Origin of the sequence: Mesorhizobium sp. M8A.F.Ca.ET.202.01.1.1, assembly GCF_004791595.1 — a bacterium.
Lineage (GTDB): Bacteria > Pseudomonadota > Alphaproteobacteria > Rhizobiales > Rhizobiaceae > Mesorhizobium.
Map to the genome: position 1 here is coordinate 626793 of NZ_SRUN01000002.1, position 24559 is coordinate 651351.

Annotated in this window: 21 protein-coding genes; 12 read left to right on the top strand and 9 right to left on the bottom strand. The window is 60.4% G+C overall.

Translation table 11 applies throughout. The annotated features are described in order from the left end of the window. Positions 1-95: 95 nt before the first annotated feature. A complete protein-coding gene (locus tag EN845_RS07735; protein ID WP_210235521.1) occupies positions 96-1208 on the top strand; it encodes an ABC transporter permease in 1113 nt (370 codons plus the stop codon). 102 nt (positions 1209-1310) lie between these two features. Here the strand turns inward: EN845_RS07735 and EN845_RS07740 are convergent, their stop codons facing one another. After that, positions 1311-2282: a LysR substrate-binding domain-containing protein gene (locus EN845_RS07740; protein WP_167531285.1), complete on the bottom strand. Its 972-nt coding sequence runs from the start codon at positions 2280-2282 to the stop codon at positions 1311-1313. A gap of 179 nt (positions 2283-2461) precedes the next feature. Between EN845_RS07740 and EN845_RS07745 the strand changes: the two genes are divergently transcribed. Together EN845_RS07745 and EN845_RS07750 are read left to right on the top strand one after the other, a co-directional pair. Next, positions 2462-3394 carry an amidohydrolase family protein gene (locus tag EN845_RS07745; protein WP_127870989.1) on the top strand — a complete coding sequence of 311 codons (933 nt, stop codon included), beginning with the start codon at positions 2462-2464 and terminating at the stop codon, positions 3392-3394. Positions 3395-3401: 7 nt separating this feature from the next. After that, a complete protein-coding gene (locus EN845_RS07750) occupies positions 3402-4625 on the top strand; it encodes an amidohydrolase family protein (protein WP_127870990.1) in 1224 nt (407 codons plus the stop codon). 180 nt (positions 4626-4805) lie between these two features. Here EN845_RS07750 and EN845_RS07755 read toward each other — a convergent pair whose 3' ends face one another. Beyond that, positions 4806-5762, bottom strand: coding sequence for a LysR family transcriptional regulator (locus tag EN845_RS07755; protein WP_127870991.1), 957 nt, complete (start codon positions 5760-5762; stop codon positions 4806-4808). Between the two features lie 118 nt (positions 5763-5880). Here EN845_RS07755 and EN845_RS07760 point away from each other — a divergent pair, with 118 nt between their 5' ends. Together EN845_RS07760 and EN845_RS07765 are read left to right on the top strand one after the other, a co-directional pair. Further along, a complete protein-coding gene (locus tag EN845_RS07760; RefSeq protein WP_127870992.1) occupies positions 5881-6504 on the top strand; it encodes an FMN-dependent NADH-azoreductase in 624 nt (207 codons plus the stop codon). Then, on the top strand, positions 6485-7546 hold the full coding sequence (locus tag EN845_RS07765; RefSeq protein ID WP_245511671.1) for an MBL fold metallo-hydrolase: 1062 nt from the start codon (positions 6485-6487) through the stop codon (positions 7544-7546). Before EN845_RS07760 ends, EN845_RS07765 begins: the two co-directional genes overlap by 20 nt. Before the next feature lie 6 nt (positions 7547-7552). Here the strand turns inward: EN845_RS07765 and EN845_RS07770 are convergent, their stop codons facing one another. The 3 genes from EN845_RS07770 to EN845_RS07780 all read right to left on the bottom strand — a co-directional run bounded on the left by EN845_RS07770 (position 7553) and on the right by EN845_RS07780 (position 10661). Next, positions 7553-8527, bottom strand: coding sequence for a Gfo/Idh/MocA family oxidoreductase (locus EN845_RS07770; RefSeq protein ID WP_189587419.1), 975 nt, complete (start codon positions 8525-8527; stop codon positions 7553-7555). Between the two features lie 132 nt (positions 8528-8659). After that, complete coding sequence (locus tag EN845_RS07775) at positions 8660-9760, bottom strand: ABC transporter ATP-binding protein (protein ID WP_127870994.1); 1101 nt, start codon at positions 9758-9760, stop codon at positions 8660-8662. A 145-nt stretch (positions 9761-9905) separates the two neighbouring features. Beyond that, the gene (locus EN845_RS07780; protein WP_127870995.1) at positions 9906-10661 is read right to left on the bottom strand and encodes a FadR/GntR family transcriptional regulator; all 756 of its coding nucleotides are present in this window, start codon (positions 10659-10661) and stop codon (positions 9906-9908) included. A 346-nt stretch (positions 10662-11007) separates the two neighbouring features. Here EN845_RS07780 and EN845_RS07785 point away from each other — a divergent pair, with 346 nt between their 5' ends. Beyond that, entirely contained in the window at positions 11008-11715 is a 708-nt protein-coding gene (locus tag EN845_RS07785) for a hypothetical protein (RefSeq protein ID WP_127870996.1), read from the top strand. An 80-nt stretch (positions 11716-11795) separates the two neighbouring features. Here EN845_RS07785 and EN845_RS07790 read toward each other — a convergent pair whose 3' ends face one another. Then, complete coding sequence (locus tag EN845_RS07790) at positions 11796-13442, bottom strand: hydantoinase B/oxoprolinase family protein (RefSeq protein ID WP_127870997.1); 1647 nt, start codon at positions 13440-13442, stop codon at positions 11796-11798. Between the two features lie 11 nt (positions 13443-13453). Then, on the bottom strand, positions 13454-15556 hold the full coding sequence (locus EN845_RS07795; protein ID WP_127870998.1) for a hydantoinase/oxoprolinase family protein: 2103 nt from the start codon (positions 15554-15556) through the stop codon (positions 13454-13456). 436 nt (positions 15557-15992) lie between these two features. Here EN845_RS07795 and EN845_RS07800 point away from each other — a divergent pair, with 436 nt between their 5' ends. The 6 genes from EN845_RS07800 to otnC are packed head-to-tail and all read left to right on the top strand — an operon-like array spanning position 15993 to position 22918. Beyond that, on the top strand, positions 15993-17489 hold the full coding sequence (locus EN845_RS07800; RefSeq protein ID WP_127870999.1) for an aldehyde dehydrogenase family protein: 1497 nt from the start codon (positions 15993-15995) through the stop codon (positions 17487-17489). Next, entirely contained in the window at positions 17482-19164 is a 1683-nt protein-coding gene (locus EN845_RS07805) for a GMC family oxidoreductase N-terminal domain-containing protein (protein WP_127871000.1), read from the top strand. The genes EN845_RS07800 and EN845_RS07805 overlap by 8 nt, the downstream gene beginning before the upstream one ends. A gap of 32 nt (positions 19165-19196) precedes the next feature. After that, on the top strand, positions 19197-19853 hold the full coding sequence (locus EN845_RS07810; protein WP_210235357.1) for an aspartate/glutamate racemase family protein: 657 nt from the start codon (positions 19197-19199) through the stop codon (positions 19851-19853). Between the two features lie 5 nt (positions 19854-19858). Further along, entirely contained in the window at positions 19859-20959 is a 1101-nt protein-coding gene (locus EN845_RS07815) for a GntG family PLP-dependent aldolase (RefSeq protein ID WP_167531286.1), read from the top strand. Between the two features lie 52 nt (positions 20960-21011). Further along, complete coding sequence (otnK, locus tag EN845_RS07820) at positions 21012-22283, top strand: 3-oxo-tetronate kinase (RefSeq protein WP_127871002.1); 1272 nt, start codon at positions 21012-21014, stop codon at positions 22281-22283. Continuing rightward, the gene (gene otnC, locus EN845_RS07825) at positions 22280-22918 is read left to right on the top strand and encodes a 3-oxo-tetronate 4-phosphate decarboxylase (protein ID WP_127871003.1); all 639 of its coding nucleotides are present in this window, start codon (positions 22280-22282) and stop codon (positions 22916-22918) included. Before otnK ends, otnC begins: the two co-directional genes overlap by 4 nt. Before the next feature lie 29 nt (positions 22919-22947). On the opposite strand, the gene EN845_RS07830 is transcribed toward otnC, so the two are convergent. Then, positions 22948-23367, bottom strand: coding sequence for a heme-binding protein (locus EN845_RS07830; protein WP_127871004.1), 420 nt, complete (start codon positions 23365-23367; stop codon positions 22948-22950). 17 nt (positions 23368-23384) lie between these two features. After that, on the bottom strand, positions 23385-24395 hold the full coding sequence (locus EN845_RS07835; protein WP_127871005.1) for a Gfo/Idh/MocA family oxidoreductase: 1011 nt from the start codon (positions 24393-24395) through the stop codon (positions 23385-23387). Positions 24396-24559 lie beyond the last annotated feature (164 nt).

Sequence of the window (24559 nt, forward strand, 5' to 3'; positions counted from 1 at the left end):
CTGCCGATAGTCCTATCGTCGCCAGTCCCAAGACAAGTGTGCGGCACGTCATGAACACGCAGTACATCCTCGAAGCGCTCGCTGGAAAATGGCGCATGGTGCCGGTGCTCATCGTGCTTGCCGTCATCTGGGCCTACTTCTACTCGGCCAATCCGCTGTTCCTGAGCCCACGCAATCTCTCGAACCTGTCGCTGCAGATCGTCGTCACCGGCACGCTGGCTCTCGGTCTGATGTTCGTGCTGGTGATCGGAGAAATCGATCTGTCGGTCGCGGCCGTTGGTGCGGTTTCGGCCGCGATCGCCGCGGGTCTGGCGGTGAACTCGGGTGTGGATGCGACGCTCGCCATCGCCCTCGGTCTGCTGACAGGAGGTCTGATCGGAGGCGTTCAAGGTGTAATCGTCACGATCTTTCGAGCGCCGGCATTCATCGTGACATTGGGCGTGTCCATGGTCCTGCAGGGCGTGTTGCTCGATTTGCTGCCGCCAGGTTCGAATCTGATCTCGCTGGTCGGCCAGCCGATGGGCACGATCTTCTCCCTCTACATGCCGCCGCTGGCGAGCTATGCCATCCTAGTCGGCGTTGTTGTCATCTTCGCCATTCTGTGCCTCCAGACCCACGTGACACGGGTCTCGCGTTCGATTGTCTCCAACCTGGGAACCAGCGTCATCGTACGGGTCGTCCTGCTTGCGGTCGTTGGCGCGGCAACCGTGCGGGTGTTCGACGCCTATCGGGGCGTGCCGGTCATGGTCGCATTCCTGCTCTGCATGCTGGGCGTCTTCGCCTATATCACGACGCAGACGCGTTTCGGCCTCCATCTATTCGCCGTCGGCGCCAATGCAGAGGCCGTCCGCCGCTCGGGCATCTCGGTGAACAGGCTCAAGATCACCGCGTTTGTGCTGACGGGCATGTTCGCGGCACTTGCGGGCATGATGGCGGCAGGCCGCGTCCTCGGCGTGTCACCGGACTCGGCGGATACCACCTTGCTGCTTGAAGCGATTGCCGCTGCCGTGATCGGTGGCGTCAGCCTGTTTGGCGGACGCGGATCCGTCTGGGCAGCTCTCACCGGTGCGCTGGTGATGGGCAGTGTTTCGAATGGCATGCTGCTTATCAATGCAACGACCCAGACGCGGCTCGAGGTGCAGGGCGCTATTCTGGTGCTGGCGGTTGTTCTCGATGCACTGTTGAGTCGGCGCGCGACGCGCCGATAAAGCATCCGGGCGGAAAATCGTGAAACGGGTTCCGCCCGGAATTGCGTCAAGACAACGAGACGACGTTTTGGCCAGCGAAGAAATGGACCTTCGCTGACTGGCTCACTTCACGAAAATGCGCGCCGTCTGTTCTACGGTGCGTTTTGCCTCGGCGCGCAACCATGAACGCATTTTCTGAACGGCGACTTTGCTGCGTTTGGTGCGCGGATAAATCAGGAAGTAGCTCCACGGCGAGCGGACCGGCACGTCGTGCAGCGGCACAAATCGGCCCGACGTCAATTCCTCCAGCACCATGAACGGCGGCATCAGGATTGTGCCCAGGCCTGCCAGAGCTGCCTCGATTCCCATCTGATATTGCTCGAAGACAGGGCCGGCGGTCGGGTTGGGGTGTGACATGCCGATCTCTCGAAACCATTCCCGCCAGGCCGTCGGGCGGTGCGAATGCTGGATCAGCCGCATACCCAAGAGCGCGCTCGGATCTGCCTTGCCGCCAACGATGAGGTCGGGGCGGCACACGGGAATGAGAACCTCGTCCATCAGGAATTCGGACTGCGAGTCCGGCCAAGCGTCGGTGCCATAATGGATGGCGGCGTCGACATCGCTGGCTTCGAACGAAAACTGGCCGATGCTTGCCGTGACGGTCAGCTCGATAGTGGGATTGGCGTTTAGAAACCTGCCGATGCGCGGGGCGAGCCACCGACTTCCAAGGCTGGGCAAGGTGGCGATATGCAGCCGCTCCGAACCACTCTGGAAAGTGCTGAGCCTCAATGTGGCAGCGCCCAGATTGGACAGGATCTCGGTGGCCTCGGTGAGATAGAGGGCACCGGGCTCCGTAAGCACCAGGCCATGGCCGGTGCGTTCGAAGAGCAGGGCGCCCGTCGCATCTTCGATCGACCGGACGGCGCGACTGACGCCACTTTGCGTGATCTCTAGTTCATCGGCGGCCCGGGAGAAGTTGCGATATTGCGCCGACAGCACGAAGGCGCGAAGCGCGGCTATCGTCGGCAGGTTGCTTTCCCGCTCGACGGCGTCGCGATGGGCCGGTTTGCGTCCGCCGGCGCTGCTCTCGGGCACGACATCATCTCCATGACTTTGTGTCATGAAGATACAACTGCCGACTCCTTGTCAATCGCGCCCGCACTTCGCAAAACTGCGGCCAAGAGAATGCGGAAAAGGCCTTTGCTGACAGTCGATCGAGGTGGGCCGGCTTTGAATTCCATCGTTATAGAACAATCCCCGGCGGCGCCCCTACGATGACTAGCAGTCATGACATACCGATTGTCGACGCCCATCACCACATTTGGGATCTGGCCAATCATCGCTACCCCTGGCTCGATCCCGACATGCCTTCGATCGTTGGGGACACGACGGCCATACGTCAAAGCTATGATCCGGTCGCGTATCGATCGGACACCAGCGCATTCAATGTCGTTGCGACAGTCCATCTGGATGGCGGGTTTGATCCGTCGAACCCGGTCGGTGAAACGCGCATGGTTCATGCCGCGTTCGAAAAGCACGGTTTTCCCAACGCGATTGTCGGGAGCGTACGGCTCGATGCAACCGACCTGGCCGACACAATTGACGGTCATCTCAAGGCCTCGCACCTGTTTCGCGGCATCCGCCACATCGTAGCCTGGCACGAAATCCCGCGGCTGAGTTATGCCGATCGGCCTGACTTTTTGACAGATGCGTCATGGGTGGCGGGGTATCGCAGCCTCGCGGCGCACGAACTGTCGTGCGACATGCAGATCTATCCGTCACAGATGGCTGATGCGGCTGAACTTGCCGCGTCCACGCCCGACATCCCGATGATCCTCAATCAGGCGGGCATGCCAGACGGTCTGGTCACCGGCGATTTCGAGCCTTGGCGGCGTGGCATTCGCCTGATGGCGCAAAGCCCGAATGTCGCGCTCAAGATCTCCGGCTTCGGCATGCTGCGCCCCGACTGGACCCTGGCCGATGTGCGCCCGCTGATCGAAGAGGCCATCGAGGTGTTCGGCACCGATCGGGTGATGTTCGGCTCGAACTTCCCCGTGGACAAGCTGTTCGGTGATTTTGCCCGAAGCTTCGATGTCTTCCTCGCAGCGACCCACGCGCTTTCGCACGCCGACCGCATCAAGGTCTTTGCCGCCAATGCGGTCCGCATCTACCGGATCGGTTCCGTCTCTCATCATTCGAAGTCATAGGATTGCCATGCCGTCGCTGCTCTTGAAAAACTGCGCCATTCTCGACGTTGATGCCGGCGCGTTGCTTGGCGAGCGCGATGTTCTGATCTCGGACGGCCGCATCGCCGAGATTGGCGACAACCCGATCAAAGCAAGCCACGATCGGGAGATCGACCTGCGCGGCAAGGTGCTGATGCCGGGGCTGTGCGATGCCCATGTCCACGCAATCGTGCCGATCAACAGCTTCGCGCAACTGACGCGCTGGTCACCCTTCTACACGGCGATCCGGGCCATGCCGATCCTCGAGGGCATGCTGCAGCGCGGCTTCACCACCGTGCGCGACGCCGGCGGCGCGGATTTCGGCATCGCCCGCGCGGTTGCCGAGAAACTGATCCCCGGACCGCGTATCCTCTACAGCGGCAAGGCGCTATCCCAGACCGGCGGTCACGGCGACATGAGAGGCCCCGGCGAAACCGAATTCGACAGCCATTATTATGTTCCCAGCCTTGGCCGGATAGTCGACGGTGTCAGCGAGATCCGCAAGGCAGCGCGCGACGAGATCCGCCGTGGCGCCCACCAGATCAAGCTGATGGTGGGCGGCGGTATTGCGTCCTACACCGACCCGGTGACGTTTGCGCAATTTTCGGGAGAGGAGATTCGTGCCGCCGTCGAGGAGGCGGAAAACGCTGAGCGCTACGTGATGGCGCATGCCTATACCGATCGCTGCATCCATCATGCCGTGTCGAATGGCGTCCGGTCGGTGGAACACGGCAACTTCCTTGAGGACGAGACCGCCAAGCTGATGGTCGAGCGTGACGCCTTCCTGGTCCCGACGCTTTCGGCCTACATCACCATGTGGGAAGAAGGGCTCGAAATCGGCATGCCGGCCGAACTGCACGCCAAGATCAAATACGTCCTGGACGTCGGCTCCAGGTCGCTCGAAATTGCTCAGCGACGCGGGGTGAAGATGGTTTATGGCACCGATCTGATCGGTCCGTTGCATCGGCACCAGTCGCTGGAATTCTCGATCCGCAGCGAGGTCCTGCCTGCCATAGATGTCATCCGCTCGGCAACCAGCACCGCGGCCGAACTGTTCAACATGACCGCCGAGATCGGTCGTGTTGCTGTCGGACTACGAGCCGACCTGCTGGTGGTCGACGGCAACCCCCTCGACGATCTGTCACTGCTGCAGGATCGGGCCAAGCTCAGGATGATCCTGAAGGACGGCGACATCCATAAGCACGATTTGTGAGATCGTAGGCCTGGCTCGCCTGATTAGAGCAACGCCATGCCGAGCAAGACTGGGGAACCCACGATAATCTTCCGGCACAGCCTCCGCTGTGCAGTGGAGATGACCCAAGATGCGCGTGGCAAGGATGAAAGACATCCCGCCAAAAACCTGAATTCGAAGCTGCTACTCGGAAAGACAAGCTTACAAAGTCAGCGAGCCGTCATCTCTGGAACCGGTAGCGTAGCCGTCCTCGATTTTGGCGGTCAACAGAGGCAATTCGTGGCCGAGGAAATCGAGAAAGGCGCGGACGGCCGGCACAAGGCCGCGCCTTGAGGGGAATATGGCGTGTAGCTGATGCGCCGGCAAAGCATGGTCGGGCAGCAGCCGGACCAGCCGGCCCTTGCGGACGGCATCTCCGCAGAGGTTACGTGGCAATTGAGCGATGCCCATTCCCGCAAGAGCTGCCTGGCCCAGCATATGGATATCATCGGTGGCGAGCGCCGGGACATATTCGATGTCGGTTGCCCGGCCGTCCGGCGTGGTAAGGTGCCATAGATTCCGTTCGCCTCTCACGCCAGCCGGACCCAGTCCTTTTTGCAGGTGCATGGACTTGGGCGCGTCGAAGGGCCCGTGGGATGAGACGTATTCAGGACCCGCCACGAGCCACTGCTCGCTGATCCCCAACCGCCTGATCATCAACTGGGAATCCTCGATGGCCGAGCGGACTCGCAATGCGACGTCGCAGCCTTCTCCGATAGGATCGACCCGGCGGTTTGTCAGATCGAGTTCCAGCCTCACGGCCGGGTGATCCCGCATGAATTTCCATAATACGGGCGCGACGAAAACGTGAGCGAGTCCCACCGGGCAACTTACCCGCAGGCGGCCCGCCGGCGCCTCACCCGCTTGCTCGGCGATCTCGAAAGCCATGCGGGCGGCATCGATCATTTCATTGCAGTGCTTGAGGAATTCCCGCCCCACGGAAGTGAGATTGACTGAGCGGGTCGATCGCTGCAGCAGCCGAACGCCGAGACGGGCCTCCAGGGCTGCTATGCGTCGGCTGACGCGCGACTTGGGAATGCCGAGCGCAAGCGCCGCCGACGAAAAGCTGCCGTGACGCGCGATGGCTGCAAACATGGTCAGTTCGTTGAGGTCATCCACGGTAAGCTCCGGCTCTCGATTGTCTCGTCAGTAGAACAATCTGTGCCATTTAGCTTACTGGCGCAACACCGGTGCGCCGGCATAGCTATGGCTCAACACTTCAACGGAGCCAAATGCCATGCAAATTCTTCATCTCGACTCAAGCATCCAGGGCGCGGCGTCCGCTTCCCGGACGCTGACGAAAGCTGTGGTAGCGAACCTGCTCGATCAACATCCCGGCGCGGCGGTGACCTATCACGATCTGGTGGAAGAGGCGGTCCCCCATCTCGATGGACCGATCGGGGCAGGTTTTCGCCCGCTCGCCTTCAACGCTTCGGATGAGACGACACGCCGTGAACACGCCAGGTCTGACGTGCTTGTCGGAGAATTGATGGCAAGCGATGTGATTGTCGTCGGGGCTCCTATGTACAATTTCTCCGTGGCCAGCCAACTCAAGGCGTGGCTCGATCGCGTCATCCAGCCCGGCAAGACCTTCCGCTATACCGAAAATGGCCCGATCGGCCTTGCCGGCGGCAAGAAGGTGGTGATCGTTTCGACGCGCGGAGGTTCTTATCTTTCCGGCCCGCTGACCTCCATGGATTTCCAGGAGAGCTACCTCAGAACGGCTTTTGGCTTCATGGGCATCAAGGACCTCGATTTCATCCGGGCGGAGAACATGTCGCGCGGCGACGATGCCCGCGCCAACTCCATGAACAGTGCTCTTCAGGCCGTTTCCCCGCTGGTTGCCAGCATGGCAGCTTGATTTCGCGGGCCTGCAGCGCCCGCTTTCAGGGCTGACGCCCGTGCCGCGCCTCGGTTGGCTTCCGACGGGCAACGTCCGAACTTTCATTCGACACAACCAACTTATCGAAACCCTAACTGGCGGGCGAAGCAACGCCGCCAGAAAACGCGGAGCTATGTCCATGTTCATTCTCGACAGACGAAATCTTCTGGCGCTCGGTTCGGCCGGCGCGGCAACGGCAATGGCAAGTAGACTTTCTCGTGCCGCTGCCGCCGATACCAAGGTGTTCACAGCCGATGAAGCCGGCGTGATGGTCGATAGCACGGTGATTGTCGGCGAGAAATCCGCCGTCGTCATCGACGCCCAGTTTACGGTCGCCAATGCCAAAGCGCTCGCCGACGTCATCCAGGCTACGGGGAGGAAAGTCGAGACCATCCTGGTCACCCACTACCATCCAGACCATTTGCTCGGCCTGTCAGTGCTGCTGGAGCGTTTCCCGGAAGCGAAGCCCCTGACCCATCCGAAGGTCCTTGAGATGATCAACAAGGCGTCCGCTCCGACACTCAAGGTGTTGAGCGAACATGCGCCGCAGGGCGTCTTCACCGACAAGCTCATCGTGCCCGACGTCTTGACCCGCGACCATCTGCTGCTGGAGGGCGAGCGCATCGACATTCTGGACCCGATGCATGGCGACACGGAGTTCGTAACGCCGGTTCACATACCTTCCCTGAACACCCTCATTGCAGCGGATGTCGGGTACACCGATACGCATCTCTGGTTGGAGGAAAACATAACTCCCGACCAGATCGGCAAGTGGCGCGAGAGCACCACGAAGCTGGAGGCGATCGGCGCAAAAACGGTCATTCCTGGACATAGAAAGCCGGAAAGCCGTTCGGACAATTCCATATTCGCCTATACGAGAGCCTATCTCGACAGCTGGGAAAAGGCCTTGCTGACGAGCAAATCGACCGATGAACTGAAGGCGGTGCTTGTCAAAGAGCATCCCGATGCAGGGTTCGCCTTTGCGCTTGAGCGTTCGGTCGCTGCGATCTACGGAAAATAGCGTGTCTCAAACCTGCACCGAGCGGCCAGTCCTGGCCGCTTCGCGTGCGGCCACGGCAAATTTCAAGGATTTCAAGCCGTCGCGACCCGTCACCGTTGGCGACCCATTGCCAGCCATCGCTGCGTTGAAGTCGCTGACGACTTTGTCGTAGGCGTTGACATGGTCGATCTGCTCTTCGACCTGTTCGCCATTCCTGCGCACGAACACGCGTCCACCACCACGCTGGAGCAGAACGTCGTCCGCAAACACCGAAGCCTTCGTGCCAAAAAGCTCAACCGTCGTTCTAGCGTGATCGATGGCAAAGCTCTCGGTGATCTGAACAATCGTCCCGGTCTTCATTCGGGCGACGATCGCAACCGTGTCCTCGACTTCCTTCGACGTTATTCCATTGTTGGCGGTCATCGCGACGACCTCCTGCGCTTCCGTACCCAGGATGTAGTGCAAAAGGTCTGCGTCATGCACGGTAAGGTCGAAGAACACGCCGGCTCCGGCGGTCACGGAATCGGTTCTCCAGCCGCGATTGGCGACCGGAAGCAGCACACCGAACGTCATGCGGGCCGCGACCAGCGTACCCAATTCCCCATTCTTCACCAGATCGCGGAGCCTGATATGGGTCGCCATGTTCCGCAGGTGGTGGTTGATGCCCAAAACGCGATTGTGCGTTTCGGCGGCCGCAATCATGGCTTCGGCCTCGGCGACTGTCATTGCCATCGGCTTTTCCCCGAGCACATGTTTGCCAGCCAGGATTGCCGCAATCGCATCGGGGGCATGCTTTTCATTGGTGTTGCTTATGTAGACGGCATCGACATCCGAGCGAAGCAGCGCTTCGATGGTATCGTAGACCTGAGGAATGCCGTTTCGCTCGGCGTAGGCGTGTCCACGGGCCGTGTCGGAGGAGAAGACGGCGGCGACCTCGCTGTTCGGATCGCCGTTGATAGCTGGTATCAGCCATTCCTCGGCAATCCGGCTGGCGCCGATCAATCCCCATTTGTAAATTTTGCTCATCGATTTCTTCCTACTGGAACTCATGGTCATAGAGGGAGGATCTTATCCAAGCTGACACCGGGAGGGCGTTCTCCGGACTGCAGAATGGAGAGAAAACTCCGGTCGCGGTCAGCTGATCCGGCTACCGGTTTGCTTGTCGAAGGCGATCAGCTTCGTTGTGTTCAGGCGTAGTCGGGTCGGGCCAAGTCCAATGATCGAACCTGCACGCAGCCGCGCCGTCAGCTCGGCGCCGGCGAATTTGAAGATGATGACGTCGTCTGAACCAGTGGGCTCGATCAACTCGATGACGACGTCGATATCGAGATCGTTCTCACCTGCGCTTCCCGAGACGTTGGAGAAATTCTCGGGGCGGATGCCAAAGGTGCAGGCAGGGGCCGCTGTCGAAAGATGCGTGACCAACGCTGCAGGCAGGGGGATCACATCCGGCGCGTCGCCAAACCTTGCCGTCAGGCTGCTACCGGTCTTGACCACGCTGCCATCGATCAGGTTTATGCGCGGCGCGCCGATAAAGGTGGCGACGAATGTGTTGGCCGGCCTGTCATAGACCTCGTTAGGCGTCCCGACCTGCTGCAGCGCGCCTTTGTCCAGAATTGCAATGCGCGTTGCCAGCGTCATCGCTTCGATCTGGTCGTGGGTGACGTAGACGGTGGTCTTGCCCATCCGCTGATGAAGCTTCTTCAATTCCGTGCGCATCTCCACCCGCAGCAGCGCGTCGAGATTGGAAAGAGGTTCATCGAACAGGAAGATGCTGGGTTCGCGGACAAGGGCGCGCCCGATGGCAACGCGCTGACGTTGTCCGCCCGACAACTGCGACGGTTTGCGGTCCAGCAGGTGCTCGATTTGCAAAAGCTTGGCGACACCCTGCACGGCATCCGCACGTTTCGCGCTGGAGACTTTCCGCATTTCCAGCGGGAACGAGATGTTCTGGCGCACAGTCATTGATGGATAGAGCGCATAGGACTGAAACACCATTGCGATGTCGCGGTGCTGGCATGGCAAATCGTTGATCACCCTACCATTCAGTTTGATCTCGCCCGAGGTCACTCCATGAAGGCCTGCTATCGCATGCAGCAATGTGGACTTGCCACAGCCGGAAGGGCCAAGCAGGACGAGAAACTCGCCGGAATCTATTTCCAGGTTGATGTTCTTCAGCACCGCGAGGTTCGGGCCGTAGAATTTGTTGATCTGGTTGAGGGCGAGGGATGACATCGACGTACCTTGTGTAAGGGCAACTGGCCTTGTGAACGGGTGGCAACGACAAAACATAGGCTTCGCGCTCCGCTTCGAGCACGGTTCGGGTATGGCAGCCGATTGGACCAGAATTCGAGGGTGACGCTTGCGGCCGAGAGCGGGATTAGCTGTCAGGCCCTCCCATCTTGTTGATCAGAACGGTCGGTCCGGATCTCTTCCAGTCGAGAACGGCATCGAAGCCCAGCAATCTGCGCCGGGACAAGGTCAAATGGTTGAACATCGCCTCGTAAGCCAGAAGCGGCTCCTTGGCTGCGATAGCATCGACGATCGGTGCGTGCTCGACGCGAACCACCTCCAGCCGGGTCTGGGTCGCTGTGGTCGCGAACTGACCAATCAACCGCATGCCGAAAACGATCTGCTTGTGCAGCATGGACATTGTGCTGGCGTACATGGAGTTCTGTGAGGCCTGCGCGACAGCGATATGAAAATCCAGGTCGAGATCGCCAAAGGCCTCATCGCTCATGCCTTCCTCGAAAGCATTGTGTGCCGCGATGATCACATCCATGTCTTCGTCACGGCGGCGCAGGGCGGCCACGGCCGCCGCGTCGCATTCGATGGTGAGCCGGAACTCGAATGCATGGATGAGATCGGCGATGTTCTCGATGGGGCGGAAACCCTTTGCAGGCGCTTCGGAGCCGTTGAGGACGTAGCTGCCTGAACCACGCTTCGAGTTGATGATGCCGTCATTGCGCAGCCGGATAAGGGCTTCGCGTACCACCGGCCGGGACACTCCATGCTGCTCGGCAAGCTCCATCTCGGTGGGGATACGCGTCCCTTCGGACCATTGCCCGCTGTCGACGAGTTGCCTCATCGTCTCGTAGAGCTTTTCCGAAAGTTTGGTCCTTTGGGCGTAAGCCATTCCAGTGCCTCATTACATATTTGTAAATCTACACGTCATTTGTCAGATTTCAAGCTTGATTTGCGCTTAAAAGTCAGACATTGTCATTTTGTTCGATGCTGAGCTCGGTGTGAGTCCTCCCTCTGCACCAGCTTGCAGGAAACCGCCCGCCGGCACGCATTGCCAGAGGCCTCGCCTGGAGAATCTGCGTTTGGCACAGCATTTGTGCAGGGCGCGGGGCACCGGGCTGTGCACGATGCCGGGCAATCCTGAGCCGGGACCAGGCAATGGCCGGCGGGCGAATTCGTCCTGCCTCAACGGCAACGTCTGTTCGAGGCGCATACGGCCAACCTGAGGACTTTCCCTGATGAAGCTGCCGCAATCGCTGTATGACGAGGTATTTGGGACGACTCCGCACTGGATTTATCATGCGTGGCTGATGTTCACGATCTGGATCGTGCTGGTGCCGGCCGTCCTGCTGCTGACGCGTTTTGGCAAACCGGCGCCGTCGCTGATCGGCATCCCGAAAGGAAGCCCTAAGCTCGGTCGTAAGCTGTTCTGGTTCACCATGCACCGGGTCGGCTTGTCGGTGCTTGCCATGGCCAGCGTTGTCGCTGGGGCTATCGCCATTGCCGCCAGTGGAGGTTTCAGCGCCACGCTTCATTCGGTGTTCGGCATCGCGACAGTGGTCTTTGGCGTAATGCAGATCGTCAGCGCCTGGTTCCGCGGCTCGCACGGCGTCCGTAATCCGGCAGGTTCAGCCACTAATGAGCCTCCTGTTCCGCACGGCGATCACTATGAGATGACGGCACGACGGCGCTGGTTTGAAGCCTATCACAAGACGGCCGGCTGGCTGACGGTTGCCTGCGCGTTGGGCGCCGTCGCCACTGGGCTTTCACAATTTTGGGTGCCTGGCGTAGGGGTAGTTCTGGCGCTTCTTGCCGTGCTCTACGCACTGATCGCTGTCGTCCTTGAGGCGCGCGGTTATCGCCACGACACCTACATGTCGAATTTTGGCACGGGCGCGCATCACCCATTCAATGAGAAAAGAATAGAAGAAATGTCTCGCAGATAGCCCTGGCTATCGCCGTTTGCTGGTTTGGTCAGCACGACTTGCCGGCTTTGGAATATGAAACGAAAGGCTTGCCCCGCTTTTCAGTTGTCGAGCTGGTTGATGCGATCAGCCTCAATTCTGGTGCCGTCGCGTTCCCCGACCGGGCCATATCCACCACCGCCAGGCGTCTGGACAACGAGCGTATCGCCAGCTGGGACGAGTTGCTTGCCTTTGCCGCGCAGCCGCGGTCCCGATTTCAGCCCAACATAGCCGGCGCCGCCCTCCGCGCCGCCAAACCGTCCTTGCGCCGTATGCTCGATGCGATCAAGTGCGGCATAGATATAGAACGGATGGTTGTCGCGATGGCCGATCTCGATGATCTGGCCGAGCCCGCCCCGGAAGCGGCCCTGTCCGCCGCTTCCCGGGCGCAGTTCCTTGCGCCAGAAGACCAGCGGCGTCATGGTCTCCAATATCTCGATCGGCACGCCCGAAACGCCGCTCGGAAAGGCGGTGGCGTTGAGCCCGTCGTCATTGGAGCGGGCGCCGGTTCCTCCCGTCTGGACGGACAGTGCCGAGAATCTCGGAGTCTGCCCGATGCCTTGGGTCAGACAGGCATCATGCGCGTCCTCGAGGATGAGATTCCAGAGCGAGGATGCACCCTCGGCCAGCACCTTGTCAGGTACGACCTGAGCCAGGCAGCCGTAGACGACGTCGGGAAGCATCTGGCCGATCACATGCCGTGACGAGACCGGGGCAGGGCGCTGCGCGTTGACGATCGTGTCTTCCGGCGCGGTGACCTCTACCACCGACAGCGACCCCGAATTGTTGGGCACCTGGGGAAAGAGCGCGCAAGCGATCGCGTATGTGGAATAGGCCTGTGCGTAGCTCAACGGCACGTTTATGCCACGTGCCGAAAGGCCTGACGTGCCTGTGAAGTCGACTTGGATCAAATCGCTTGAAATGGTCGTCGTCGCAACCAGGGCAACCGGCTTGTCGTAACCGTCTATCACCATTTCCGCGGTGGTCGTTCCGGTCGGCAGGCCCGCAATCGCAGCAATGGCCGCCTCGCGCGAGCGGCTGACGATCTGGTCGCAGAGCGGTGTGAGATCGCCCAGCGGAAATTCCCCTAACATCTCGCGCAAACGGCCCACCCCGATCGCATTGCAGGCGGCAAGCGACATGAGGTCGCCTTCCATTTCGGCGGGATAGCGCGAATTGCTTCGCGCAAGCGTTATCAGCGTTCCATCGAGCTTGCCTTCGGCGATCATCTTCATGGGAGGAACATAAAAACCCTCCTCGAAGACGTCACGGCCGTCAGGTCCGAAGCCGATGCCGCCCACATCCATGAAGTGGCAGGTGGAAGCGAAGAGTCCCACCATCGACTCGGCAAAAAAAGCTGGCGTGACGGCGACGAAATCATGCAGATGGCCGGTGCCAAGCCATGGATCGTTGGTGATGTAGACGTCGCCATCCTTCATGGACGACGCGGGAAACCGCGCCAGGAAGTGACGAACCGATGCCGCCATGGTGTTGACATGGCCTGGCGTACCGGTCACCGCCTGCGCGATCATCCGCCCATCCGGGTGAAAGAAGCCGGCGGATAGATCTCCGGACTCCCGCACGATTGGGCTGAAGGCTGTGCGCCGCAGCGCCTGGGCCTGTTCTTCGACGACCGCGATCAAGCGATTCCACATGATCTGGAATTCGATCTCGTCGATAGCGGGGATCGGCCGGTCAGTCTGTTGCATGGAAGTCTCCATTATTCCGCGGCCGCCGCAACGCCGATGGCGGTATTGGTGAGTTCAAGATGGCCCAGCCGGTCGACCGCCACTTCAAAATGCGCAGGCACCACCGTGTTGGTCTCGGATTCGGTAATGACAGCGGGGCCGGCGATCGAATGGCCGCTGCCAAGATCGGCACGCAGATAGACCGGCGCCTTGACGGATTTGCCGTCGAAATCGACAAAATCCGTCCAGCCGCTCGGCTTTGGCTTGGCGCTCGGTGGTCGAACTTCCTTCAGCGTCTCGCGCAAGGGCTGGTGCGCCGTCGCGGTGACCGCCCAGGTCAGGATCTCGATTGCGTGGTTCTCCAGGAAGCGTCCAAACACTGCGCTGTAGTGTTCTTCAAAACGCTGGCGCAGCGTGGTGGGATCGATGTTGGCCGATCTATCAAGCGGCAGGTCGACTTCCAGTTCGTGGCCCTGACCGACATAGCGCAGAAATGCCGACGTGCGCATTTCGACGGGGCGCCCGTTTGCCGCCGGCTCGACCACGGAAATGGCTTCGGCGTGCATTTGCAAGATGAGGTCGTGGATGACACCGTCGTTCACGTCGGCAAGACGGCTGTGGCGGCTACGCACGATCTCGTAGGCCAGCGGCGCTTCCAGGAAACCGATGGCTGAGCCAACGCCCGCGCCTATCGGCACGATGACCTTTTCCAGGCCGAGTTTACGGGCAAGCTGGGCCGCATGCATCGGCGCAGCGCCGCCGAACGCGATCATGGCGCGTTTGCGCAGGTCCTTGCCGTGTTCCGCGGCATGGACGCGGCTGGCGTTCGACATGTTTTCTTCGACGATGGCCGCCACGGCCGAGGCAGCGACCACCGATTTTAGGGATAACGGGGAACCGACATGATCGCCCAACGCCTTTTCAGCAAGGTCGCGGCGCAGTCCGACCTTGCCGCCGGCGAAGTTCGTGGCGTCGATGCGGCCAAGAACCAGATCGGCGTCCGTGACCGTGGGGCGATGGCCGCCGCGATTGTAGCACGCCGGACCTGGTTCCGACGACGCACTTTCCGGCCCGACGGTCAGCCGACCAAGGCTGTCGACTTGGGCAATGGAACCGCCGCCGGCGCCGATCTCGACCATTTCGATGACCGGAATGCGAACCGGAAGGCCGCTGCCTCTCAGGAACCGTTCGGTGCGGTCGACCTCGAAGCTGCGGGACTTCAGGGGCGTGCCGTTGTCGATCAGGCAAAGCTTGGCAGTGGTGCCGCCCATGTCGAAGGACACGATCTCCTTCAGACCGCAGTCGCCGGCGATCTTGGAAGCAAGAATGGCGCCGCCGGCCGGGCCTGATTCCACAAGTCGTATCGGGAATGCTGCCGCTTGGTCGACGGTCGTCAGCCCACCACCCGACGTCATCAGCAGCAGGGGAGCGCGCAGCCCACGACGGGCAAGTTCCGTCTTCAGGCGGCCGAGATAGCCGGCCATGATCGGGCGGATATAGGCATTGGCCACGGTGGTTGACGTACGCTCATACTCCCGAACTTCCGGGCAGACTTCGCAGGACAGTGAGAACGTCACGTCCGGTAAGGCGGCCGACAGAACTTCCCGAACCTTGAGCTCATGTGCCGGGTTCGCGTAGGCGTGGATGAACGAGATGGCAACACTTTCGATGCCGGCCGTTTTGAGCGTTTTGCCGAGTTCTGCCACCTGGTCCTCAGGCAACGGTTTCAGCACCGAACCATCGGCGGCGACACGCTCTCCTATGACGAACCGGTGTTTCCTGCCTACAAGGGGTTGAGGCTTCTTGATGAAAATATCGTATTGGTCGTGACGGCTTTCAGAGCCGATCTCGATCGTGTCGCGAAAACCGTCGGTGGTCACAAGGGCTGTGTTCGCCCCGCGCCGTTCGATGATGGCGTTCGTCGCCAGCGTCGTTCCGTGCAGGAACAGATCGAGGTCGGCGAATGACAGCCCTTTCTGCTCCAGGAGATTTTCGACTCCTTCCAGCACCGCTTCCTCGGGTGCCCGTTTCGTCGTCAGCACTTTCGTGGAAGAGCGTTCGCCGGCTATTTCCAGCACGACATCTGTGAAGGTACCGCCGATGTCGACGGACACACGGTTGATTTGCGCGTTCATAGCCTACCTTGGGAATGGAGTTGAAGGTACATTGTCTGACTAATATAGCTATGTCAATCCGGTATCTCCGCTCGCGAGGAAGCCGCCGTGAAAAAGCGATCGCTCTGGAATTTTTATAATATTGCATTGAAAACATTGAGTTTATTTGAAAGCCGCGACGTTTTCAGTCAGATTTTTTTGATTTCGACGGGCGATTTTTCGGTGAATTTCGCATGACAAACAGAATCACAATTGACAAATATGTAAATTCAAATGACTGTTGATGTGACCGGCTCTTGACGCAGTGGCTGGGGCGGGCGGGATAAGGCGCCGGAGATGCGGCTTTGCAATGGGCAGCATTGTCGACGTGCTGGGAGCCGGCGGATAGCGCGCCTATGGAGTTCAGGCCGTGGGACAGCAGGGCCGGAAGGAATTCAGAATTGTTTCGGAAATTGACATGACATTTACGACGACAAGAAATTTCGACAACTGGATAGATGGCAGCTGGCGTCAGGCGTCAGGGCGCGAAATCGAGCGTCGCAATCCAAGCAATGGCGCCTTGGTCTCGCGATTTCGCGATTCTACGGTAGCCGACGTCGACATGGCTGTTTTGTCCGCAAAAACAGCGTTCAGGACGAAATGGGCCGGTGCGACAGGAGCAGAGCGTTCGGCGGTTCTCGCGAGAGCGGCCGATATCATCCGACGTCGTGCGGATGAACTCGCTTTTTTCGAAATGGCCGAAAGCGGCAAGCCCGCAAAGCAGGCCCGCGTCGAAATAGAACGCTCTTCAATGCTTTGGGACTATGCGGCAACGCAAGCGCGCTCCGTCACTGGCGATAGTTTTGGCCAACTCGGCGACTGTTATTTCGCGGCGACGGTGCGTGCGCCGCTCGGTGTCGCTGCCATCATCACGCCTTGGAACTTCCCGTTTCTCATCATCAGCCAGAAATTGCCATTCGCGCTTGCCGCCGGCTGCGCTGCGGTGGTCAAGCCAAGCGAACTGACCAGCGCGACGACTTTGCTGCTCGGCGAAATCCTTCAAGAGGCGGGCCTGCCGGACGGCGTCCTCAACATCGTCGCCGGGTCGGGGGCGACCTGTGGGGATCTGCTACTGCGTCATCCCGACATCGACATGATCTCGTTTACCGGCTCCACCAGAGTGGGCAAGCATGCCATGCGGGTCGGCGCTGACGGCATGAAGAAGGTGTCGTTGGAATTGGGTGGAAAGAACGCGCACATCGTCATGGCGGATGCCGATCTGGACAATGCGCTGGACGCTGCTCTGCACGGAGCATTTCTCAATGCAGGTCAATCCTGCAACCAGGGCAGCAGACTTCTGCTCCAGTCCTCCATCGCGGCGGAATTCATCCGGAAATTCGTCGATTGCGCCGCGCGGGTGACGGTGGGAGATACCCAAGCTGACGGTATGCTGCTCGGACCGATCATCAACAAGGATCAGTACGACAAGATCGTCGATTACATCGCCGTCGGCAAGGCGGAGGGCGCGACACTGGCGCTGAGCGGCACACACCGGGAAGAGAATGGTGGGTATTTCATCCACCCTACGGTCTTCACCGGCGTGCGACCGCATATGCGCATAGCGCGGGAAGAGATTTTTGGTCCGGTCGTATCGATCCTCGAATTCGAGACGCTGGAGGACGCGATCGCTTTGGCAAACGAGTCCGTCTACGGCCTGTCCGCTGGCATCTGGACCGGAAATGTGTCGCACGCGATGAAGGCGGTGCAATCGCTCAACGCTGGCACTGTATGGGTCAACACCTATCTCGATGGCCCGGCCGAGCTTCCTTTCGGCGGCGTGGGCGAAAGCGGCATCGGTCGTGAAGTCGGCAGGCTTGGCGTCGAGGAATTCACAGACATTAAAACAGTCCAGATACGCAGCGGCGGTTATGGCCGTCGCTGGATTGGACAGGCGATTGAGGCCCCCAATGCCTGACACGACGATCAAGCCCGAATATGACTACATCGTTGTCGGCGGCGGTTCAGCCGGCTGTGTGGTCGCCTCCCGCCTGAGCGAGAACCCTCACGTGACGGTGCTGCTGTTGGAAGCCGGCGCCAGGAACGATACACCGCTGGTGCGCTGGCCGGCCGGCTATTCCCGCTTGCAAGGCAACAAGGTGCGCTGGGAATGGTCGACGGTGCCGCAGAAGCACCTCAACAACCGGAAGCTTCTGTTCCCGCAAGGCAAGCTTCTCGGCGGCGGCAGTTCGGTCAACTCGATGGTGTACATCAGAGGCAACCGGAAAGACTACGATTCCTGGCGTGAGCAGGGTAACGACGGCTGGGGCTATGACGATCTGCTGCCCTATTTCCGCCGCTCGGAAGACAATGAGCGCTTTGCCGACGCTTTCCACGGCACCGATGGGCCGATGGGAGTTTCGGACCAGCGCCTGCCGATAGATCTGACCCGGAAATTCGTCCGCGCGGCCCAGGAGGCAGGGTTCGATCACAACCCGGATTTCAATGGGCGTGAGCAGTATGGCGTCGGCTACTATCAGGTGACGCAGCGAGCCGTTCGCCGCAGCAGCACGGCTGCCGCCTTCATTTACCCAAACTTGTCACGGCCAAACCTGACCGTGGTGACGGAAACGCGGGTCACCAGGATTGGCATGGAACATGGCCGGGCACGGTCGGTCACCTATCTCGCACCAGGTTCCAATCGCGCCGCGATTGTTCGGGCGGGCAGTGAGATCATCGTTTCCGCCGGCGCGATCAATTCGCCGAAGTTGCTGCTTCTTTCGGGAATCGGACCAGCTTCGGAACTGCGCCAAACAGGCGTGGATACGGTCGTCGACCTGCCAGGCGTTGGCAAGAACCTCCAGGACCACATGGATGTATATTGCTGCGTCAGCCTGAAGGAGCGCGCGTCTTACAACGGCCATGACCGGGGCCTGATGGCCGCCTGGCACGGCCTGCAGTTCCTGATGTTTGGAACCGGTCCGCTCACCAGCAATGTGTGTGAGGGCGGCGCATTTGTCAGTACAACCGGCGACCATGACTGGCCCGACATCCAGATGCATTTCCTGCCGGCCTATGTAATCGATCACGGCCGCGTGCGCGTTGCCGGGCATGGCATGACATTGAACACCGCCTATCTTCGCCCGGAAAGCCGCGGCCAGGTGACGCTGGCATCGACAGATCCCATGGACGATCCTCTTATTGACCCGGATTTCCTGTCCAATCCGAATGATCTTCGACACAGCATCGAAGGCTTCAAGCTGGCGCGTGAAATCTTGTCGCAGCCAAGTTTCAGCAGACTTTACAAGGCGGAGCATCTGCCCGGCAAAGATGTGCGCTCGGACCAGCAAATCACCGAGTACATAAGGCAATGGTCCAAGACCGATTTCCATCCGGCAGGTACCTGCAAGATGGGAAGCGACGATATGGCAGTCGTCGATAAGGACCTGAAGGTGCGTGGCGTCGACGCCCTGCGGGTCATCGACGCATCGATCATGCCGACGCTTGTCAGCGGCAATACCAACGCCCCCTCCATCATGATCGGAGAGCGCGGCGCGGATGCCATCCTTGGAAGGCGGGAACAGACGACACAGCCGCCGATCGAAATCGGACACGCTGCCCAGGTACTCCGTCAGCATGGATTGAGAGGGTGACTGTGAGCCAAGCCCGCCCCTTGATCCTTCATATGTTTCATACGGCGCCTGCGCTGGTTGCTGTGTTCGACGGACTTGCGAAGGAGCTCGGTGCCGGCATAGCGCTGAAGCACACGGTGCGGGAAGATCTGCTGAAGTCGGCGATCGAGTGCGGCAGTGCCACGCCCGAGATCATAGCCGCGGCCGCCGAAGCCATGCTGGCGGAGTTCCGGCTGGGGACGGATGCCGTGATCTGCACCTGCTCCACGATCGGGGCAGCCGCCGACGTCGCCAACTCGACATCGGACAGGCCTGTGTTGCGCATCGACCGGCCCATGGCTCGCGAAAGCGTCAGGACTGCGAGCCGCATTCTGGTCCTGGCTACGCTCGGCACCACGATTGCCCCCACCGCTGCGCTGATCGAGACGGAAGCCAGGGCCGCAGGACGCAAGCCCGATATCGATTCCGTCGTGCTCGACAGAGCGAGACAGCTTTTTCTGAGCGGCAACATCGATGCTTATCTCCAAGCGGTGGCGGAGGGCATCACCGCAGCCACTCTCGACGCCGACGTGGTTGTGCTGGCACAGGCCTCGATGGCTGCCGCATTGCCCCTCGTCGGCAAGACCGAGGTTCCGATCCTGACCAGTCCCCGCATCGGGTTCATCGCTGCGCTTCGGGATCTCCAGCCCGGCCGCGCATGGGGAGCTTAGACAACATGAAGGCTTCCAATAAAATGATCGACTTGCGCAGCGACACGGTCACCACTCCGACCCCTGAAATGATCGAGGCGATGTCGCGCGCCGAGCTCGGGGATGATTTCTTCCGCGACGATCCGACCGTGCTCGACTTCGAGGCGGAGGTCGCGGATCTGCTTGGCGTCGAAAGTGCGATGCTGGTGATCAGCGGCACGATGGGAAATGTCGTATCAGCCATGGCGCTGGCGCCGCGCGGCACCTCGATCATCCTCGAAGCGGCCGCGCATATCCACATCAAGGAAAGCGGCTGGCCGTCGACGATCGCCGGTCTGACACCACGCCCCGTCCAGGGAATAGGCGGCATGATCTCCCCGACGGCGCTCGCGGACGCCATCGCCGTGGGGCAGTCGCGGCTGAGCGCACCTGCAAGCTTGCTCTGCCTTGAAAACACCCACAATGCGGCCGGCGGCAGGGTCATGAGCCCGGAGGATCTCTCCGTTCTGGCTGGCATCGCCCATGAAAGCGGCCTCAATGTCCATCTCGATGGCGCGCGCATCTTCAATGCCGCCATATCCCTTGGCAGATCGGTCAGCGATTTCGTTCAGCCTGTGGACACGACCACGTTCTGCCTGTGCAAGGGCTTGAGTTGCCCGCTCGGTGCGGTCGTTGCTGCGAGTTCCGAGATCATCGAGCAGACCCGGCGGTGGCGGCAGATTCTTGGTGGTGGCATGCGTCAGGCCGGGGTGATAGCCGCGGCCGGGCGGGTCGCGCTACGCACTATGGTCGATCGCCTCGCGGAAGATCACCAGAACGCAAAACTTCTGGCCACACGATTGAGAGACGCCGGCCTGGATGTCGATCCATCCACCGTCGATACCAACATCGTGTTTGTCAATCTGCCCCAAGCTGACTTCGACGTGGACTACCTGCATTCCGAATTGCTCGAAAGCGGCGTGCGCATCTCGCCGGTGAAGGCAGGGCGCTTGCGCCTCCTGACCCACCGGGAGGTTACGCAACGCGAGGCTCTATTGGCCTCTGACCTCATCGCAAAGTCTTGCGCCGCGGCGCGAGGTCGACAGCCGTCTGACGTGAACAAGGCCGGCGTCGACGCGATTTACTAGAAGCGGGCGTCGCTGCCTTCATTTCACGAATTTTGGTCTCGCGGAGTACCTCATGCTTCTGGGTGTCATCGCCGACGATTTTACCGGCGCGAGCGATATCGCCAACACGATCGCCAAGGGCCTTCCCGGCCAGGGCGGGCTCAAGACGTCCCAGTTTCTCGGCGTTCCGGTGCGAGATGCCAAGCCCGACATCGAGGCCGGCGTCATTTCGCTGAAGACCAGGTCTGTTCCGGCCGAGGAGGCAATCGACCAGTCGTTGGCAGCCCTTGCATGGTTGCGGAAACAGGGATGTGAGCAGTTCGTGTTCAAATACTGCTCGACCTTCGATTCCACGCCGGAGGGCAATATAGGGCCGGTCGCAGAGGCGATCGCAGAGGCGCTTTCGGTCAGGGGCGTCGTCGCCTGTCCTGCGTTCCCGACAGCGGGCAGAACCGTCTATCAGGGCCATCTGTTTGTCGGACGTCGGCTTCTTCATGAATCGGGCATGCAGCATCATCCCCTGAACCCGATGACCGACCCGGACCTGAGGCGTTGGCTCCAGCAGCAGTGCGCAACTCCGGTCGGTCATATCGCCTGGCCTACGGTCAAGGCGGGCAGCGACGCGATCGCGAATGCGCTCAGGGCGTCGGCTGCAAGCGGCGAGGTGCTGGCGATTGTCGACGCCATCGACGATGCGGATTTGCTTGCGATAGGCGCCGCCGTCCGGGACAGCCTGTTTGTAACCGGCGGATCGGGTATCGCTCTCGGCCTGCCCGCCAATTTCATAGCGCAGGAAAAGGCTTCGGGTGCGCTGCCCGAGAAATCGAACGTCGACGGTCCCGAGGCGATCCTTGCCGGCAGTTGCTCCAGTGCGACGCGCGGGCAGATCGACTTCCACCTTCAGTCACATCCCGGCCTCGCGGTGGCGGTCGACGACGTGATGGCCGGGACGATGACCAGGCGTGACATCGTGGCATTCGCCTTGGCAAACATAGGGCGCGAGCCCATTGCCTACTCATCCGCCACGCCGGCCGACGTGGAAGCGGCGCAAGCCCGGTACAGCCGGCAGGCGGTCGCCGATAGACTGGATCGATTGTTTGCCGATGCTGCCCGCGACCTCGTCGATGCCGGGGTTCGGCGGCTGGTCGTCGCTGGCGGTGAAACCTCCGGCGCGGTCGTCAGCGCGCTGGCAGTCGATAGCGTCGCGATTGGCATGGAAATCGATCCAGGCGTGCCTGTACTTTCAGTGGCAGCACCGGTTCCCATGGCACTTGCGCTGAAATCCGGCAACTTCGGATCGCTCGACTTCTTTTCCAAGGCACTTCAACGAATGGCGGGACGATGACTAGCGAAGAACAGGTTCGGGCCAGCATTGTCAGGCTGGCAAAGTCGCTTTTCGACCGCGGTTTTTCCGTCGGGTCGGCGGGGAACATTTCCTGTGCGGTGGAAGACGGCATTCTCATCACTCCTACCAATTCCTCCCTAGGATCGCTCAACCCGGACAGGATTTCCAAGATCGGCCGGGATGGGCGCCACATATCCGGTGACAAACCGTCAAAGGAGGTCTTCCTGCATCGCGCCTTTTACGAAAGCCGGCCGTCGACTGGCGCAGTCGTCCATCTCCATTCGACCTACTGCACCGCGCTCTCATGCCTGGCCGACGTCGACCCTGACGATTGCATTCCTCCGCTGACGCCCTACGTCATCATGAGGGTCGGGCAGGTTCCGATTCTTCCCTATGTCAGGCCTGGAGACCAAAAGGCGGGCAAGTTGATCGATGATCTGGGCGGGAGATTTGCCGCGGTCCTGCTCGCCAATCATGGACCTGTCGTCGCGGGCAGGGATCTGGAATCCGCAGTGTTCGCCGCCGAGGAACTCGAAGAGACTGCCAAACTGCTCATCCTGCTGCGATCGATGAAGTTACGCTATCTTACCGACGCCCAGGTCGAGGAACTGGGGACGGTCTTTGGAAAGCCGTAGGGATACGATGGCTGCAGCTCGCGGCTAAGTCAGCCCTGCAAGATCGCGTCCACCCCCTTTTTTGCCAGATCGATGTCTTCCTGCGTGGAAAGGCCGCTGACCGCGACGGCCCCGACCACCTTTCCATCGACAATGACAGGAAGCCCGCCGCCAAAGCCGGTGTAGCGGCTGTCGCCATAGGAGCCCATGTCAAAGCCCGCGCCTGGCGCTCTTGCTGCCTGCCCTACATCCATCGAGGGCCGGCGCTCGCGTGCGGCCGTCCATGCCTTATTGGCTGCGATCAGGATGGATGGATAGGGTGCGCCATCGAGGCGAGACAGGGCGATCAATTCGCCCTGTTGATCCACCACGGCGATGACTGCGCATTTTCCATCGGCCAGGATTGAATCAGCGATAACCCTGATCGCGCGCTCCGCGTCGGCGTGGCCCAGTGTAGGAATGGTCAGCATGATGCGGTCACCCAGATTCAGGTCTGTTCTATCGAAATCGTTCGCCCTGTCGCTGCCGATTCGGCAACCGCCTTTGCCAGCTTCAGGCTCCAGACGCCATCGTCGCCAGACGAGGAGGGCTTGCCCCTGTTTTGGATGGCCGCGATGAAATCGGAGATGCCCCTGTCATAGGTCACTTTCAGTTCCAGTGGAATTTCGCGGTCGCCGTCCTTCGTGCGCAGGATCACGCGGCCGCCGGGTGCTTGGGACATGACGTCGATACCCAGGATGCTGCCCTCGCTGCCATGCACTTCGACGCCACGCGGTCCGTGACCGACAACAAAGCTGTCATGGCATTGAACCAGGATGTTGCCTGGAAATTCCCAGACCGACATCACGCTGTCCTCGATACGTTTCGAGCCTGTTCCGGAGGTCGCGGCGATGGCCGATATCCTGATCGGGTTGGCGTTAAGGTAAAAACGAAGAAGGTCGCCATTGTGAACGGTAATGTCATAGATCACGCCGCCGCCGGCAGCCTTGTCGTGCAGCCGCCAGGTCTTCAGGCTGTCTGGAAGTTCCCCGGCGTGGAAGACGCGGATCGAATTCACCTTTCCGATCGCGCCCTGGTCGATCAGGCTCTTGATGGCGCGGTGGCTCTCCATGTTCCGAAGATGGTGGTTGGTCGCCAGAACGACGCCCTTGTTTCGGGCCGCATCGACGATCTTCTGGGCGTCCGCGATCTCCAGTGCCAAGGGTTTCTCGCACAGCACGTGCTTGCCGGCCTCGATTGCGGCCAAGGCGTCCGGCACGTGCCGGTCGTTGGTCGTGCTTATATAGACGGCGGTAATTTCAGGGTCCGCAAGCATGGATTCGACTGACGCATAGCTGGCGGCAATAGCCTTGTCGCTGGCGAAGGCCTTGGCTCTGTCCGAATCCGAACTGACGATCGCCTTTACCTTCCCGGACGGATGTTTGCGGATGGAATCCACCATCCACTCGCGTGCGATCGTGCTTGCGCCGATCAGACCCCAGACAACGGTATCGACCATCCTGTTTCCTTCCCTGTTGGTTTCCGCGGACGCTCAGCTCAGTGTCGCGGCACGATTGCGCAATTGTCTGACATCATGCTAGTTTGTCAACAAGCCTTGTAGAAAGGCAGGCGGGCTGAGGAAATCAATATTTTCTGAATTATCTCATAAATTCAGCATTTTAA